Consider the following 14,276-nt stretch of genomic DNA (forward strand, 5'->3'; position numbering starts at 1 on the left):
CTACCCCACCCCCAGGTAGGCCTCCTTGATGGACGGGTCGTCCAGCAACTGCTTTCCTGTTCCGCTGTGGGTGATCTCCCCGGTCTCCAGCACGAAGGCGCGGTGTGCCCCGGCCAGGGCCTGGTTGGCGTTCTGTTCCACCATCAGGACGGTGGTGCCCTGGTTGTTGATTTCCTTGATGATCTTGAAAATCTGGCGGATGAACTGTGGTGCCAGGCCCATGGAGGGCTCGTCCAGGAGCAGCAGCTTCGGGTTGGACATCAGGGCCCGCCCAATGGCCAGCATCTGCTGCTCGCCGCCGGACATGGTGCCCCCGTACTGCTTTTCCCGCTCCTTCAGGCGGGGAAACAGGTCGAACACGCGGTCCAGGTCCTTCCCCACCCCGCTTCTGTCCTTGCGTCCGAAAGTGCCCATATCGAGGTTTTCCATGACGGTCATGCCCGGGAAGATACCGCGGCCTTCGGGGGCCTGGGAGATTCCGTGGACCACCCGGATATGGGCCTTCATCTTGGTGATGTCCTGGCCGGCGAACATGATCCGGCCTTCCGAGCAGTTCAGCAACCCGGAAATTGTCCGCATCGTGGTGGTTTTGCCGGCACCGTTGGCGCCGATCAACGCCACGACTTCACCTTCATCCACGGTGAAGGAGATGTTCCGCAGGGCCTGGATGCGGCCGTAGTGCACGGAAACGTCCTTAAGTTCAAGCAACGTCATCTTCGGGCTCTCCTAGGTAGGCGGCAATAACGCGCGGGTCCTCGCGGATCTCGCGCGGCAGTCCATCCGCAATCTTCTTCCCGAATTCCAGCACGACGATCCGGTCCGTGACGCCCATCACGAGCTTCATGTCGTGCTCGATCAGCAGCACGGTGTAGCCCTCATCCCTGATGGTGCGGATGAGCGCCATCAGTTCTTCCTTTTCGGCAGGATTGAATCCGGCCGCAGGCTCGTCGAGGCACAGGACCTTGGGATCGGTTGCCAGGGCCCGGGCAATCTCCAGGCGGCGCTGGTAGCCGTACGGCAGTTGCCGGGACAGGACATGCGCGTGGCTGCCGATGCCAACGAAGTCCAGCAGGGCCATGCCCCGTTCGATGGCGGACTTCTCCTCCCTGATGTGGGTGGGCAGGCGCAGCAGCGCCCCGCCGACGCTGGTCCGGTGCCGGGCGTCCAGGCCCACCACCACGTTTTCGAGGGCGGTCATCTCACCGAACAGGCGGATGTTCTGGAAGGTGCGGGACAGGCCCAGGCGGGTGATCTTGTGCTGCTTGATGCCGTTCAGGACCTGGCCTTCCAGCACCACCTTCCCGCTGGTGGGCTTGTAAACGCCGGTCATCGCGTTGAAGCAGGTGGTCTTGCCGGCGCCGTTGGGCCCGATGAGGCCAAGGATCTCGCCCCGCTTGATGTTGAAGCTGATGTTGTCCAGCGCCACGAGGCCGCCGAACTTGATGGTCAGGTTCTGGACTTCCACGATGTTGTCGCCCACTTTGACCGCGATGTCGCGGTCCGGGGCCACCTTCTCGGCAAGTTCCGGGTCCACGCCGGCCTCTGCCAGGGCTTCGATGTCGATCTCGGGCGCAACAGCCGCGGAGCCATCACTTGCCGGCTGTTCCTCCACGCTGCTGGAGCCGCCGTGCCTTTCCTCGGAGCTCATGCCTCCGCTCCTCTCTGTCCGGCCGCCCGGGTGTCGGGACCGGCTGGTGGATTGTCCGTGTCCTTGGGCTGGGTGACCTCGCGGGTGACCACCTTGTTCAGAGCAGTCCGTCCGTAGGCGAGCAACCGCTGCCGTGCCGGGAGCAGTCCCTGGGAACGGAAGATCATGATCAGCACCAGGGCAATGCCGAAGATCAGGTACTTGTATTCGGCAATGGCCGTGAACCTCAGCGGGATGTAGCTGACCAGGGCGCCGCCAAGGATGGCACCAACCTTGTTGCCCGCTCCGCCAAGCACGACGGCGGCGAGGAACAGGATGGACGTGGTGACGTCGAATTTCTGGTTGTTGACGAACCCCACCTGCCCGGCGAAGAGGGCGCCGGATAGTCCGCCGATCGCTGCGCCGATGGCGAAGGCCCACACCTTGTATTTGAAGGTGGGAACGCCCATGATTTCGGCGGCGTCCTCGTCTTCACGGATGGCGATCCAGGCGCGGCCAACCCGGCTGCGTTCCAGGTTGCCTACCAGGAGGGTGACGATGATGATGATGGTCAACGTCAGCCAGTACCAAGGCACGCCGTTCGAGTTGGAGAAGATGGGCGTTCCGTCAGCCTCGGTACCCGGCGGGTGGCCAACGTTCTGGAAGCCCACCTGGCCCTTCATTGCCGGGATGATCGTGGCCAGGATGCGGACGATTTCGCCGAATCCGAGCGTCACGATGGCCAGGTAGTCGCCTCGAAGGCGCAGGGTGGGGACGCCCAGCACTACGCCGAAGAACATGGTGACGGCCATGGCGATCGGAATGGTCCACAGGTATGGGATATGCAGGAAGGGCGAGTCCGGACTGGTCAGCATTGCTGCGCAGTAGGAGCCCACGGCAAAGAAGGCGACGTATCCCAGGTCCAGGAGGCCGGCGTATCCCACCACCACGTTGAGGCCGACGGCGATCAGTGCGAACCGGGCCATGTCGAAGCAGGCCAGGGCGAAGTTGTTGCCGGGCTCGGTGGTGATGATGGGCGGGTTCATCAGCGGGAGCAGGTAGGCCAGGACGACGACGATAATCAGGAACGCCCACTGCTGTTGCCGGGACAGTGCGTGCCACCGGTCGGAGAAGTACCCGGACTTGCGTCTGCCCCGCTGGCGGAGGTCGCTCTTTCCTGCGGCCTTCGAGGAAGCTTCGCGGTCCTCTGCTGCCTGTTGGGCCGCCGCTGTCTGCAGCGGTGTGGGGCCGTCCGTCATGCTCATGCTTTGCTCCTTCCAAGGGAGGTTCCCAGGATGCCTTCGGGCCGCAGCAGCAGCACGAGCACCAGCACCACGAAGGCCACGACGTCAGTCCACTGCGAGTTGCCCAGCAGGATCTGGCCGTAGTTGCCGATCAGGCCGAGCAGCAGGCCGCCCAGCAGGGCGCCGCGGACGTTGCCGATGCCGCCGAGCACAGCGGCCGCGAAGGCCTTGATGCCCAGGACGAATCCGCCGCTGTACTGGACACCGGACGGGATTTTCATGACATAGAACAAGGCGGCGGCTCCTGCGAGCAGGCCTCCGATGACGAAGGTGGTAATAATGATGCGCTCTTTGTTGACGCCCATCAATGTTGCGGTATCAGGATCCTGGGCAACGGCCCGGATGCCGCGGCCGGTGCGGGACTTGCTGATGAACCTGTCGATGCCCACCATCATGATCACCGCGGCGATGATGATCACCAGCTGCTGGGAATCGATGATGGTGCCGAAGACGTCGAAGATGGGGGTGGGCCGGAACATGGTCAGGGCAAGCTCGGGGCTGGGACCACGCCACAGGTAGATCAGGTACTGGATGGTGAAGGAAGCACCAATGGCCGTGATCAGGAAGACCAGGCGGGGGGCGTTGCGTCGCCGAAGGGGTTTGTATGCGATGCGTTCCAGCAGGAAGGCTGTGACGGCCGAGGCAACCATGGCCAAAACCAGCGCCAGCAACAGGTTCAGGATGATCGCCCAGATGTCGAGCCGGGGAACCGAGGGGCCGAAGCCCAGGCTGCTGAGGGTGAAGAAGACTGCGTAGCAGCCGACGATGAACACTTCCGAGTGGGCGAAGTTGATCAGGTTCAGCACGCCGTAGACCAGGGTGTAGCCCAGCGCTACGAGCGCGTAGATGGCCCCGAAGGTGAGGCCGTCAAAGGTGGCACTCCAGAAGTTCTGGGCCAGGGACGGTATGTCGAAGGTGATCCAGTCGTTTTCAGTCGGGAGTAGTGGGACAAGAGAGGGAAGCATGGGAACATCCTGATCCAGTTGCACGCGGCCTTGTGGGCCCGGCCGTGGGACTTGTGTCTATTGACGTAGTTTGGTCCTGGGCTGCTGCCAAGCGAAGAAAAGGCTGTGGGGGCCTGCTGATGCTGGCCCCCACAGCCATTGTCTTGCGCCGGGCTGCTACTCCCCGATGGGGCCGATGGGAACGATCTTCCCGTTTTCCACCTTGTAGCCGTACACGGTCGGGGCCTGGAGCTCGCCCTTCGCATCCCACTTGTAGTGCTTGCTCAGGCCGTCCTTGTCGTAGGCCTTGACCCAGGCAAGCAGGTCGGCGCGGTTCTGCTTGCCGGCGTCGATCCCGGACAGGAGCACGGTTGCGGCGTCGTAGCCCTCGATGGAGTACGTACCGGGTTCTGCACCCTTGGCGATGTCCTTGTAAGCCGATGCAAAATCAGGAATCAGCTCACCGGGGATGCAGGGGCAGGTGAAGTAGGCGTTGTTGGAAGCGTCGCCTGCCTGCTTGATGAACTGGTCATCCTTGACGCCATCCGGTGCCACGAACGTCCCCGTGAACCCCTTGCCGACCAGCTGCTGGTCGAACGGGGCGCCCTCTGCGTAGTAGCCGGCGTAGAAGACGGCGTCCGCCTTGGCGTTCATGATCTTGGAAATGACTGCCGAGAAGTCCTTCTGCCCGGTGGTCACCTTTTCCGTCCCGGCCAGTGCGCTGCCCAGGCCGGCAGAGGTGGAGGTTCCCAGGCCGATGCCGTAGTCGGAATCATCCTGGACCAGGTAAACCTTCTTGGCGCCAAGCTTCCCGGTGAGGAACTTGGCGGCCGCCGGACCCTGGACGGCGTCATTGCCGAGGCCCCGGAAGAAGGTGGTCCAGCCGTTGTTGGTCAGGCCCGGGTTGGTGGCCGACGGCGTGATGTGCACCAGGCCCTTCTGCTCGAAGATGTTGCCCGTGGCTTTGGACTCACCCGAGAACGGGAGGCCGACCACACCCAGGATGTCCGGCTCGCTCACCAGCTGGGTGACGGGGCCGGTGGCCTTGTTGGGGTCGCCTTCGGTATCGAACTTCTTGAACTGCACCTGGCAGCCCGGGTTGGCCTTGTTGTGCTGGTCGATGGCCAGCTGGATGCCGTTGAAAATGTTGACGCCGAGCTGCGCGTTGGGGCCGGTCTGGGCGCCGGCGTAGGCCAGCGTGGTGGTGGACGGGCAGGTCGCCTTGCCGTCGCCGGCGGGCTTGACCGCGCCGGAGGGAACGTCCACTTTCGAAATGGCGGGGATGTTCACTTTGTTGGACGAGCCGGAGCTCTCGGTGTTGCTGGGGCCTGCTTGGTTGGCGCAGGCCGACAGCAGCATGCTGAACGTGGCTGCCGCTGCCAACGAAGTGAGGACTTTCTTTCGGTACATTAATCTGCCTTCCGAAACAGGACCGTGCGATGCGGGTGCGGAACGGGCGCTGTGGCGCCCGGAGCGGGACCAGGTATTCCTGATTTAGCTTCAAGCTAGTGCATAGACGCCAGCGAACCTAAGTGACTGAGGTCACAGCCTTATAACAGTAGTTTCCTGTGGGGCATTAAACGCCGAAAGCCGCCTGCTGGGCAGGCGGCTTTCGGAACGCCGGGACGGCAGCGCCGTGCCGGGACAGTCTGTACCCCAGGTGGGACTCGAACCCACAACACGCGGATTTTAAGTCCGCTGCCTCTGCCAATTGGGCTACTGGGGCGCCGGGGTCAATGGTACCTGTGAATGGCACGTTGGCTGGAAACGCCGACGGCGGCCGGCCCCGCAAAGGGGACGGCCGCCGTCGGACGCTGTAAAGCGGGAGCAGACGCACTACTTGGCGTTGGCCGCCACCGTTTCCTTGGCAGCGGTGGTGGCGGTTGAACCAGAGCCGCCGGCCGGAACTGCCGCTGGTGCGGCTGCCGGCTTCGGGGCGGGGGTAGCTGCCGCGACGAAGGCGCCGCGGGGGTTGTCCAGGTCCATGAGCTGGGTGGTGTCCCGGCCGGCGAAGAAGCCGATGATCCAGTTGAAGATCACGCGGAACTTGCGCTCGAACGTGGGCATGGCCATGCCGTGGTAGCCGCGGTGGGCCAGCCACGCCAGCGGGCCCTTGAGGCCGATCCGGCCCAGGAGGTTGATGTTGGCAACGCCCTTCCATTCGCCGAAGCCGGCCACCGCACCAAGGTTCTTGTGCTTGTAGTCAGCCAGCGGCTTGTCCCAGCGCGAAGCCCACAGGTTCTTGGCAAGGCGCTTGGCCTGGCGCAGGGCGTGCTGGGCGTTGGGGACGCAGGTGCCGTCAGGCAGGCCCTTGCCGGTGAGGTCCGGAACGGCGGCGATGTCGCCTGCGGCCCACGCGTTCTCCACGATGCCTTCGTCCCCGGCAATGCGCAGGTCCGGCAGGACGCGGACGCGGCCGCGGGGCTCGAGCGGGAAGTCGGTGGAGCGGACCATCGGGTTGGCCTGCACGCCGGCCGTCCACACCAGGGTGTCGGCTTCGAATTCCTGGGCGGGGGTTTTGTCCGGAAGGTTGATGAGCTTCAGGGTGCCTTCGGCGCTGTCCAGCGAGGTGTTCAGGAGGACCTCGATGCCGCGGCTGCGCAGGTGGTCCACAACCCACTCGGCCTGCTTGGCGGTGACCTCGGGCATGATGCGGCCCATGGCTTCGACCAGGACGAAGCGGACTTCCTCCTGCTTGATGCGGGGGTTGTTGCGCACGGCTGCGCGGGCGAGGTCTTCCATCTCGGTGATGCACTCGATGCCGGCAAAGCCGCCGCCGACCACCACGAAGGTGAGGGCGCGGGCGCGTGCGGCGGGGTCCGTCATGGTGGAGGCAACCTCGATGCGCTCCAGCAGCTTGTTGCGCAGCGCAACGGCTTCCTCGATGGTCTTCAGGCCAATGCCCTTGTCCGCGAGGCCCTTGATGGGGAACGTGCGGGTGATGGCGCCGGCTGCGAGCACGACGTCGAAGTACGGAATTTCAAAGTTTTCGCCGCCGTCGGCGGGAGCCACCACAGCTGTGCGGTTTTCGTGGTCGATCGAGGTAACGCGGCCCTGGATCAGTTCCGTCTGCTTGAGGTGCTGGCGGTGGGACACCACCGCGTGGCGGGCCTCGATGTTGCCGCCGGCCACCTCGGGGAGGAACGGCTGGTAGGTCATGTAGGGCAGCGGATCGACGACGGTGACGATGCCACCGGCATTCGCGATCTTCTTCTGCAGTTTCAGTGCTACGTACAGGCCGACGTACCCGCCGCCGACGACGAGTACCCTGGGACGGTCCTGGAGCTGTGGGGTGGTTGCCATAGTTTAAGGATAGCGCAGTTTGTGAAAATCTTCACTAACTTGCCCCCCGGTCCGTAACGTGCGGATTACTGCGCGATTGCACCTGTTCCACTACCCCTGTCTCCGGCTCCTCCCGGGCAAGGGCCGGGTTCCGGGCAGCCCTCCGGAGCGAGATGCCGGCAGCAGCGATGATCGCCACGAACAGGACGGCAAAACCGATCACGACGGCGGCACCGATGGCAGTGTCGCGCTGAGAGGGTGCCTTGGCGGCCGGGACGGTGGCGTCCGGCAGCGTGGGTGCCGCGATGGGCGCTGAGGTGGCGGTGGGCTGGGGAGTTGCAGGCGCGGCGTTGCCGCGCCGGTGCACGCGGATCCATTCGGCTACGGTGCCCAACGGGTTCACCGACACCTGGGGGACGTCGGCCTTGAGCGCGGCCTCGGCGTTCAGGATGCCATAGCCGTACAGCGGGTCCTTGCCCGGAGGGCCGGCATCCTTTGCCGTGGAGACGATCCTGTTGATCACCTGTTCGGCGCTCATGTCCGGCCACTTGGACCGGATCAGGGCGGCGACGCCGGAAACGATGGGCGTGGACCCGGAGGTCCCGGCCCACTCCGCGTAGCTCCCGCCGGGGAGGCCGCCCAGGAGGTTCTCTGCGGGGGCAGCCACCCCGATGCTGATCCCCTGCGATGAGGCGTCCACGCTGGCCACGTTCTTCCGGTCCAGGCCCGCCACGGTGAGTACGCCGGGGATGGTGGCGGGGGCGCCCACCTGGGTGTTGCCGCCCACGCGGTTGCCCGCGGCGGCAACGATGACCACGTCCTTTTGTTCTGCGTACAGGAACGCGGCGTCCCAGCTTTGCGGCCACTGCGGGGTGGTGCTGCCCAGCGAAATGTTGATCACCTTGGCGCCGTTGTCCACGGCCCAGCGGACGGCCTCGGGAATCTGGTCCTGGTCGCTTTTGCCCGAGGGGTTGGCCGAGCCCAGCCAGGTGGAAACGGACAAAAGCTGGGCCTCCGGCGCCACGCCCATGATCCCGTCCGGCGGAGTGCCGGGCTGCCCGGGACCCGGGCTGGGGCTTGCACTGGCCGGCTGGTGTCCGCGGCCGGCCAGCATGGTGGCCACCAAGGTGCCGTGTTCGGGTTTGGAGCCGACGCTTTTCTGGCCGTCGGGCTGGCCGGAGCCCGAGGCGTCGTAACCGCCGACGACCGCGCCTTTGAGGTCCGGGTGCTGGGCGTCGATGCCGCTGTCAATGACGGCCACCTTGACGCCGGCACCTTTTGACACCTCCCAGGCCTTGGTAATACCGGAGTCTGCCAGCCAGTATTCCTTGTCGCGCCATTCGTCGGCGTTTGCGGCGGGTGCAGTGAAGAGGCCGGCGCACAGGCAGGACGCTGCCAGGAGGACGGCTACGGCGGCGGCCGCCGCACGGGGCAGGAGCGGGATGGAAGCTGGGGTGGAGTGCATGGCCTAACCGATGCTCAGCGCGATGCCGTCGAGGATGTCGTGCTCGCTTGCGGTGGCCGCGGTGATGCGCCCCCCGGTCAGCTCCCCCATCCGTTCCAGGATGCGGCGCCATACCAGTCCCCCGGCGCCGATGACGTCCACGCGTCCCGGGTGCATGTACGGCAGTGCCGCGCGGCGCGCCCGGGTCATGCCCAGCAGGTCGGTGGCGGCGGCGCGGACTTCCCCGATGGGGAGTTCGGCGCCGTGGATTGCGGCGGGGGAATACCCGGGCAGGCGGAGCGCGTGCGCGGTAATGGTGGTGACGGACCCGGCAACACCGACGACGGCGGTGGCGCGTTCCAGCGGTACGTCGCGCCCGGCGCGGACCATGGCAGCGTCCACGTCGGCTTCCGCGGCAGCGATCTGTTCGGCGGTGGGAGGATCGTTGCGCAGGTGCCGTTCGGTGAGCCGGACACAGCCGATGTCCACGGACTTTGCCGCGGTTACCCCGGCTGCGGTGCCGAGGACGAATTCGGTGCTTCCACCGCCGAGGTCCACCACCAGCACCTGGTGGCCGTCGAGGATGGGCAGGACGCTGCTGGCGCCGGCGAATGACAGTGCCGCTTCCTCGTCCCCCGAGATCACCTCAGGTTCCACTCCCAGCAGGTCCCTGATGCCGTCCACGAAGACGTCCCGGTTGCGCGCATCGCGGCTTGCGGAGGTGGCCACAAAGCGGATCCGCTCCGCGCCGTGCTCCTTAATCAGCCGGGCGTAGTCAGCCGCCGCGGCAAAGGTCCGGTCCAGCGCCTCCGGGGCCAGTTCGCCGGTAGCATCCACGCCCTGGCCCAGCCGGACCACGCGCATCTCCCGGACGACGTCGGTGAGGTTCGCGGCGCCGCTGCTGCGGTCGATGTCCGCAATCAGCAGCCGGATGGAGTTGGTGCCGCAGTCGATGGCGGCCACGCGGGTCATTCGGCGGCCTCTGCGGCGCCGGCGGACTTCCGCACGGGGGCAGGGCGCCCCACGATGTCCGGCAGGCCCTGCGGTCCGTGGCGGCTGAGGTCCCTGGACGGTGCCTCGCCTGTGGTGTCCCAGGCACCGTCGCAGTAGCACCTGTCCGCCGTCCACCATTCGCTGATCATGTCAAGCGCCTGGTCGCCCAGGGGATTGACGCCGCTGCCTGCCGCCAGGGAGTGGCCCACCAGGACGTGCAGGCATTTGACGCGCGTGGGCATCCCGCCGGCGGAGACGCCGTCGATTTCAGGCACAGCGCCGATGCCCGAACGCTCCCCGATGGCCGCACGGGCAGCGAGGTACTCCTCGTGTGCTGAGCGGTAGGCAGCCGCGAGCCCGGCATCGCCTGCCAGTTGTTCATTCATGCTGTTCATGACGCCGGCCGCTTCAAGCCTGGAAACCGCGGACGTGATCACCGGGTGCGTCAGGTAGAAGGTGGTGGGAAAGGGGGTGCCGTTGCTGAGACGCGGGGCGGTGGCAGCCACCAGGGGGTTTCCACAGACGCAGCGCGCCGGAATCTCCACGACGTCGCGGACGGGGCGTCCCAGCTGCCTGCTCAGTACTTCAAGGTCGTGTGCTGTCGGTTGGCGGGATTCGTCCCGGGCGGCTGCCGTGTTGTGTTCCATGTTCGCGGGCCGTCCTTCCTGTGCGGTTCAGTCTGTGGCCGCGCGCCTGATGGACTCCCACAGGGAATCCACCCACGGCAGATCGGCGGGGTCTTGTGCTGCTGCGCCGGCGGGGCTACTGCTTTCTCCGGCCGGCTCATCGCTGCCAAAAACCCAGTAGCCGGTTTCGCCCGGCATAACCATGTTAATGCGGTCGCGGGCCTGCTGTTTGACGTAGTTGGGGTCCTGCCACCGCGAAACCTGCTGCCGGAGGGCATCGCCTTCCGCCTGGCGTGCGGCGATATCGGCATTCAGCGCGTCGATTTCGGCCTTTTTGTCGAAGAAGATCTTCACCGTGGGCGCCAGCATGATGGTGATGGCAATCATCACCACGGCCAGCGCCAGCATGCGGCCGGAGAACGCCTTGGCGGGGACAGGGTGCTGATCCTCATCGCCGTCCCGGACGCTCTTGCCGTCAACGGAACTGCTGCCCTTGCGTGCGGCGGAAGGCCCGGACTTGGCTGCCTGCGATGCCTTCGCCGCGGCCTTGCCCGCAGTTCCACGCCCCGGGTTATCGCCCGCCGGTGCTTTGCCCGTCGTAGCGGCGCCCTTGCCCGGCCGGAAATCCGCCCGGATGACCTCGGCACCGCCGGCGGATCCGTCGTCGGCCGTTTCCCTGGCTGGACGGGCGGGGGCGACCTTGGGAACTTTGGGGCGGCGGGTAGCCATGACACTCCTGAAACGCAGCCTGCCTGGGCAGCCACTATCTGTGCTGGACAAACACTGCTGAAACAAATGCTGCTGGAAACAACAGCGGTGGCTATGGTCTTTCAACCATAGCCACCGCGGATGGGTTTAGGCGGTTACTAGCCCTTGAAACGCGGGAACGCGCTGCGTCCGGCGTAGCGTGCGGCGTCGTCGAGTTCCTCTTCGATGCGCAGCAGCTGGTTGTACTTGGCGACGCGCTCGGAGCGGGCCGGGGCGCCGGTCTTGATCTGGCCGGCGTTGGTGGCCACCGAGATGTCGGCGATGGTGGTGTCCTCGGTTTCGCCGGAGCGGTGCGAGGTGATGGTGGTGTAGCCGGCGCGCTGGGCCAGGCTGACGGCGTCCAGGGTCTCGGTCAGGGAACCGATCTGGTTGACCTTGACCAGCAGGGAGTTGGCGGTCTTGGTGTCGATGCCGCGCTGCAGGATGGAGGGGTTGGTGACGAACAGGTCGTCGCCCACCAGCTGGACCTTGTCGCCGATGGTGTCGGTGAGGGTCTTCCAGCCTTCCCAGTCGTTCTCGTCCAGCGGGTCTTCGATGGAGACCAGCGGGTAGTCGGCCACGAGTTCGGCGTAGTAAGCGCTCATCTCGGTGGCGGAGAGCGCTTTGCCTTCGAACTGGTAGGCGCCGTCCTTGAAGAATTCGGAGGAGGCAACGTCCAGGGCCAGGGCGATGTCCTTGCCCGGGGTGTAGCCGGCGTTCTTGATGGCTTCCTGGATCAGGTCCAGTGCTGCACGGTTGGACGGCAGGTTCGGGGCGAAGCCGCCTTCGTCGCCGAGGCCGGTGGACAGGCCCTTTTCCTTGAGCACGGACTTGAGGTTGTGGTACACCTCGACGCCCCAGCGCAGGCCCTCGGAGAAGGTCTCGGCGCCGATCGGGGCGATCATGAATTCCTGGATGTCGACGTCGGAATCGGCGTGGGATCCACCGTTGAGGATGTTCATCAGCGGCACGGGCAGGACATGCGCGTTGGGGCCGCCCAGGTACTTGTAGAGCGGCAGGTCGGCAGAGGCCGCGGCTGCGTTGGCGACCGCCAGGGAGACGCCCAGGATGGCGTTGGCGCCCAGCTTGCCCTTGTTGGGGGTGCCGTCCAGGTCCAGCATGGCCTGGTCGATGCTGCGCTGGTCGGTGGCGTCGAAGCCGGTCAGGGCGGGGGCAATCTGGTCGATCACGGCGTCGACGGCCTTCTGCACGCCCTTGCCGAGGTAGCGGCCCTTGTCGCCGTCGCGCAGTTCGACGGCCTCGTGCTCGCCGGTGGAAGCGCCGGAGGGAACGGCCGCGCGGCCGATCTGGCCGTCGGAAAGCAGGACTTCAACTTCTACGGTGGGGTTGCCACGGGAATCGAGGATCTCGCGGGCGTGGATGGCATCGATAAGCGCCATGAATTTGCTCCTTATGGGCGATTAACGGGGGGAATCAGGCAAAAAACTCGACGTACTCGTCAGGGACTAGCGTAGTCGAGAGTGGTCCGGGTTACTCAAACCGGCCGGGGCCGTGACGTCATGATGGCGCGTGGCCGCCTTGGTAACGGCGGACCGCGGCACGGAGGGCACGCTCAGCGTCCATGCCGTTGTCACGGGCGGAACGCACGACGGCGAGCAGCAGGTTTCCGAGTTCCTCCTCGCTTTGAGGGACGGCAGCGCCGTCGGGAAGCCCGAGGCCCGCGCGGGCGGCGCGGTCCAGCGACTTTTGGGCCTTGGCCAGCGCCGGGAGGGCCTCCGGGATGCCCTCAAAGGCGCTGGGCCGCTCCGGGCGTTCGGCCCGCTTGACCTCGTCCCACTTCTGCTCGATCTCCTCAACGGTGGCCGGGAAGCTCTCCTGCAGGGAACCGTCAGGTTGGAACACGTGCGGGTTCCGGCGGATCATTTTGGCAGCCAGGCCGCGCGCCACGTCGTCGAACTTGAACGCACCGCGTTCCTCGGCCAGCCGGGCGTGCAGCACCACCTGGAGCAGGACGTCGCCCAGCTCGCCCTGGAGTTCGGCGTCGGGGTGGCCCTCCTCGATGGTTTCGGCCACCTCGTACGCCTCCTCCAGGAGGTACTCCACCAGCGAGGCGTGTGTCAGGGCGCCCATCCAGGGACAGTGCTCACGCAGCTGCCCTATGACAGTGACGAGCCTCCCGACGGGCGCCTGGTCAGCCAAGGTTGGCGTAGGCGTCGTTGATGTATTCCACCAGCGCTTCCTTTTCCTCCAGGGGCAGGAAGGACGCTTCGGCGGCATTGAGGGTCAGCTCCAGCAGGTCGTCGAGGTCGTAGTCGAAGGTTTCCACCAGCAGGTTGAACTCGTCGGTCAGGGTGACGCCGCTCATCAGGCGGTTGTCCGTGTTGATGGTGACGTTGAAGCCCAGCTGGTAGAGCATGTCCAGCGGGTGGCTCTCGATGCCCTCACCGAATTCTGCAATCGCGCCGGTCTGGAGGTTTGAGGACGGGCAGATTTCCAGGGCGATGCCGCGGTCGCGGATCCAGCTGGAGAGGTCCCCGAGGGTGACCAGGCCAACAGTGTCCCCGGCTTCCCCGTCGTCGTCGAATTCCACCATGATGTCCTCGGCGATCCGGACGCCGTGGCCCAGGCGGAGGGCGCGGCCGTCCACCAGCGCGGACTGGATGCTCTCCAGCCCGGCCGCCTCGCCGGCGTGAACCGTGGCAGGGAAATTGTGCTGGGCCAGGTAGGTGAAGGCGTCCCTGAAGCGGCTGGGCAGGAAGCCGTCCTCGGCCCCGGCGATGTCAAAACCCACTGCGCCCTTGTTGCGGTGGCGGACGGCCAGTTCGGCGATCTCCTGGCCACGGTCGGCGTGCCGCATGGCGGTGATCAGCTGGCCCACCTGGATTTCGCGGCCACTTTCGGACACGGCTTCGACGCCGGCCTCCAGGCCATCCTGAACCGCTTCCACGGCTTCATCAAGGCTCAGGCCCTTCTGGAGGTGCTGCTCGGGGGCCCAACGCACTTCGCCGTACACCACGCCGTCGTCGGCGAGGTCCTCAACGAACTCCTTCGCGACGCGGAACAGACCGTCGTAGGTCTGCATCACGGCAACGGTGTGGTCGAACGTCTCCAGGTAGCGGACCAGGGATCCGGAATCCGCTGACTCCCGGAACCACTGCCCCAGGGCCACCGGGTCGGTCGAGGGGAGCGTGTGGCCTACGGCCTCCGCCAGTTCGATGATGGTGGCCGGACGGAGTCCTCCGTCCAGGTGGTCGTGAAGGGAAACCTTGGGCAGGCTCTTCAGGTCAAAATCGATGGCAGGGGCAGCGTCAACAATAGGCTCAGTCACGTTCCCACCTTAGGGTGGGC

Annotated in this window: 13 protein-coding genes and 1 tRNA gene; all 14 read right to left on the reverse strand. The window is 65.9% G+C overall.

The genetic code is table 11. The annotated features are described in order from the left end of the window. The 14 genes from AC6JAM_RS02515 to AC6JAM_RS02580 all read right to left on the reverse strand — a co-directional run bounded on the left by AC6JAM_RS02515 (position 1) and on the right by AC6JAM_RS02580 (position 14,256). Entirely contained in the window at positions 1 to 714 is a 714-nt protein-coding gene (locus AC6JAM_RS02515; protein WP_018770189.1) for an ABC transporter ATP-binding protein, read from the reverse strand. Beyond that, positions 701 to 1,648, reverse strand: coding sequence for an ATP-binding cassette domain-containing protein (locus AC6JAM_RS02520; RefSeq protein ID WP_018770190.1), 948 nt, complete (start codon positions 1,646 to 1,648; stop codon positions 701 to 703). Before AC6JAM_RS02520 ends, AC6JAM_RS02515 begins: the two co-directional genes overlap by 14 nt. Next, positions 1,645 to 2,892 (reverse strand): branched-chain amino acid ABC transporter permease, encoded by a 1,248-nt coding sequence (locus AC6JAM_RS02525; RefSeq protein WP_018770191.1) that lies wholly within the window; start codon positions 2,890 to 2,892, stop codon positions 1,645 to 1,647. The genes AC6JAM_RS02520 and AC6JAM_RS02525 overlap by 4 nt, the downstream gene beginning before the upstream one ends. Continuing rightward, positions 2,889 to 3,896, reverse strand: a complete 1,008-nt coding sequence (locus AC6JAM_RS02530) for a branched-chain amino acid ABC transporter permease (protein ID WP_018770192.1) — start codon at positions 3,894 to 3,896, stop codon at positions 2,889 to 2,891. Before AC6JAM_RS02530 ends, AC6JAM_RS02525 begins: the two co-directional genes overlap by 4 nt. Positions 3,897 to 4,052: 156 nt before the next feature. After that, a complete protein-coding gene (locus tag AC6JAM_RS02535) occupies positions 4,053 to 5,285 on the reverse strand; it encodes a branched-chain amino acid ABC transporter substrate-binding protein (RefSeq protein WP_056393470.1) in 1,233 nt (410 codons plus the stop codon). Positions 5,286 to 5,527: 242 nt separating this feature from the next. Beyond that, positions 5,528 to 5,601 (reverse strand) — tRNA-Leu (locus tag AC6JAM_RS02540). A gap of 110 nt (positions 5,602 to 5,711) precedes the next feature. Further along, positions 5,712 to 7,178: an NAD(P)/FAD-dependent oxidoreductase gene (locus tag AC6JAM_RS02545; protein WP_134164553.1), complete on the reverse strand. Its 1,467-nt coding sequence runs from the start codon at positions 7,176 to 7,178 to the stop codon at positions 5,712 to 5,714. Positions 7,179 to 7,212: 34 nt separating this feature from the next. Then, positions 7,213 to 8,622 carry a S8 family serine peptidase gene (locus AC6JAM_RS02550; protein WP_018770195.1) on the reverse strand — a complete coding sequence of 470 codons (1,410 nt, stop codon included), beginning with the start codon at positions 8,620 to 8,622 and terminating at the stop codon, positions 7,213 to 7,215. A gap of 3 nt (positions 8,623 to 8,625) precedes the next feature. Next, entirely contained in the window at positions 8,626 to 9,573 is a 948-nt protein-coding gene (locus AC6JAM_RS02555) for a Ppx/GppA phosphatase family protein (RefSeq protein ID WP_497933936.1), read from the reverse strand. Continuing rightward, positions 9,570 to 10,241 (reverse strand): DUF501 domain-containing protein, encoded by a 672-nt coding sequence (locus AC6JAM_RS02560; protein WP_018770197.1) that lies wholly within the window; start codon positions 10,239 to 10,241, stop codon positions 9,570 to 9,572. The genes AC6JAM_RS02555 and AC6JAM_RS02560 overlap by 4 nt, the downstream gene beginning before the upstream one ends. Positions 10,242 to 10,268: 27 nt before the next feature. Beyond that, positions 10,269 to 10,949 carry an FtsB family cell division protein gene (locus AC6JAM_RS02565; RefSeq protein WP_488314883.1) on the reverse strand — a complete coding sequence of 227 codons (681 nt, stop codon included), beginning with the start codon at positions 10,947 to 10,949 and terminating at the stop codon, positions 10,269 to 10,271. 137 nt (positions 10,950 to 11,086) lie between these two features. Then, on the reverse strand, positions 11,087 to 12,367 hold the full coding sequence (gene eno, locus AC6JAM_RS02570; RefSeq protein WP_018770199.1) for a phosphopyruvate hydratase: 1,281 nt from the start codon (positions 12,365 to 12,367) through the stop codon (positions 11,087 to 11,089). Positions 12,368 to 12,485: 118 nt separating this feature from the next. Beyond that, positions 12,486 to 13,058, reverse strand: coding sequence for a MazG nucleotide pyrophosphohydrolase domain-containing protein (locus tag AC6JAM_RS02575; RefSeq protein ID WP_018770200.1), 573 nt, complete (start codon positions 13,056 to 13,058; stop codon positions 12,486 to 12,488). A gap of 61 nt (positions 13,059 to 13,119) precedes the next feature. Further along, a complete protein-coding gene (locus AC6JAM_RS02580; protein WP_018770201.1) occupies positions 13,120 to 14,256 on the reverse strand; it encodes an adenosine deaminase in 1,137 nt (378 codons plus the stop codon). Between the last annotated feature and the right edge of the window lie 20 nt (positions 14,257 to 14,276).

Source organism: Arthrobacter sp. GmRoot5-12, from assembly GCF_059739365.1.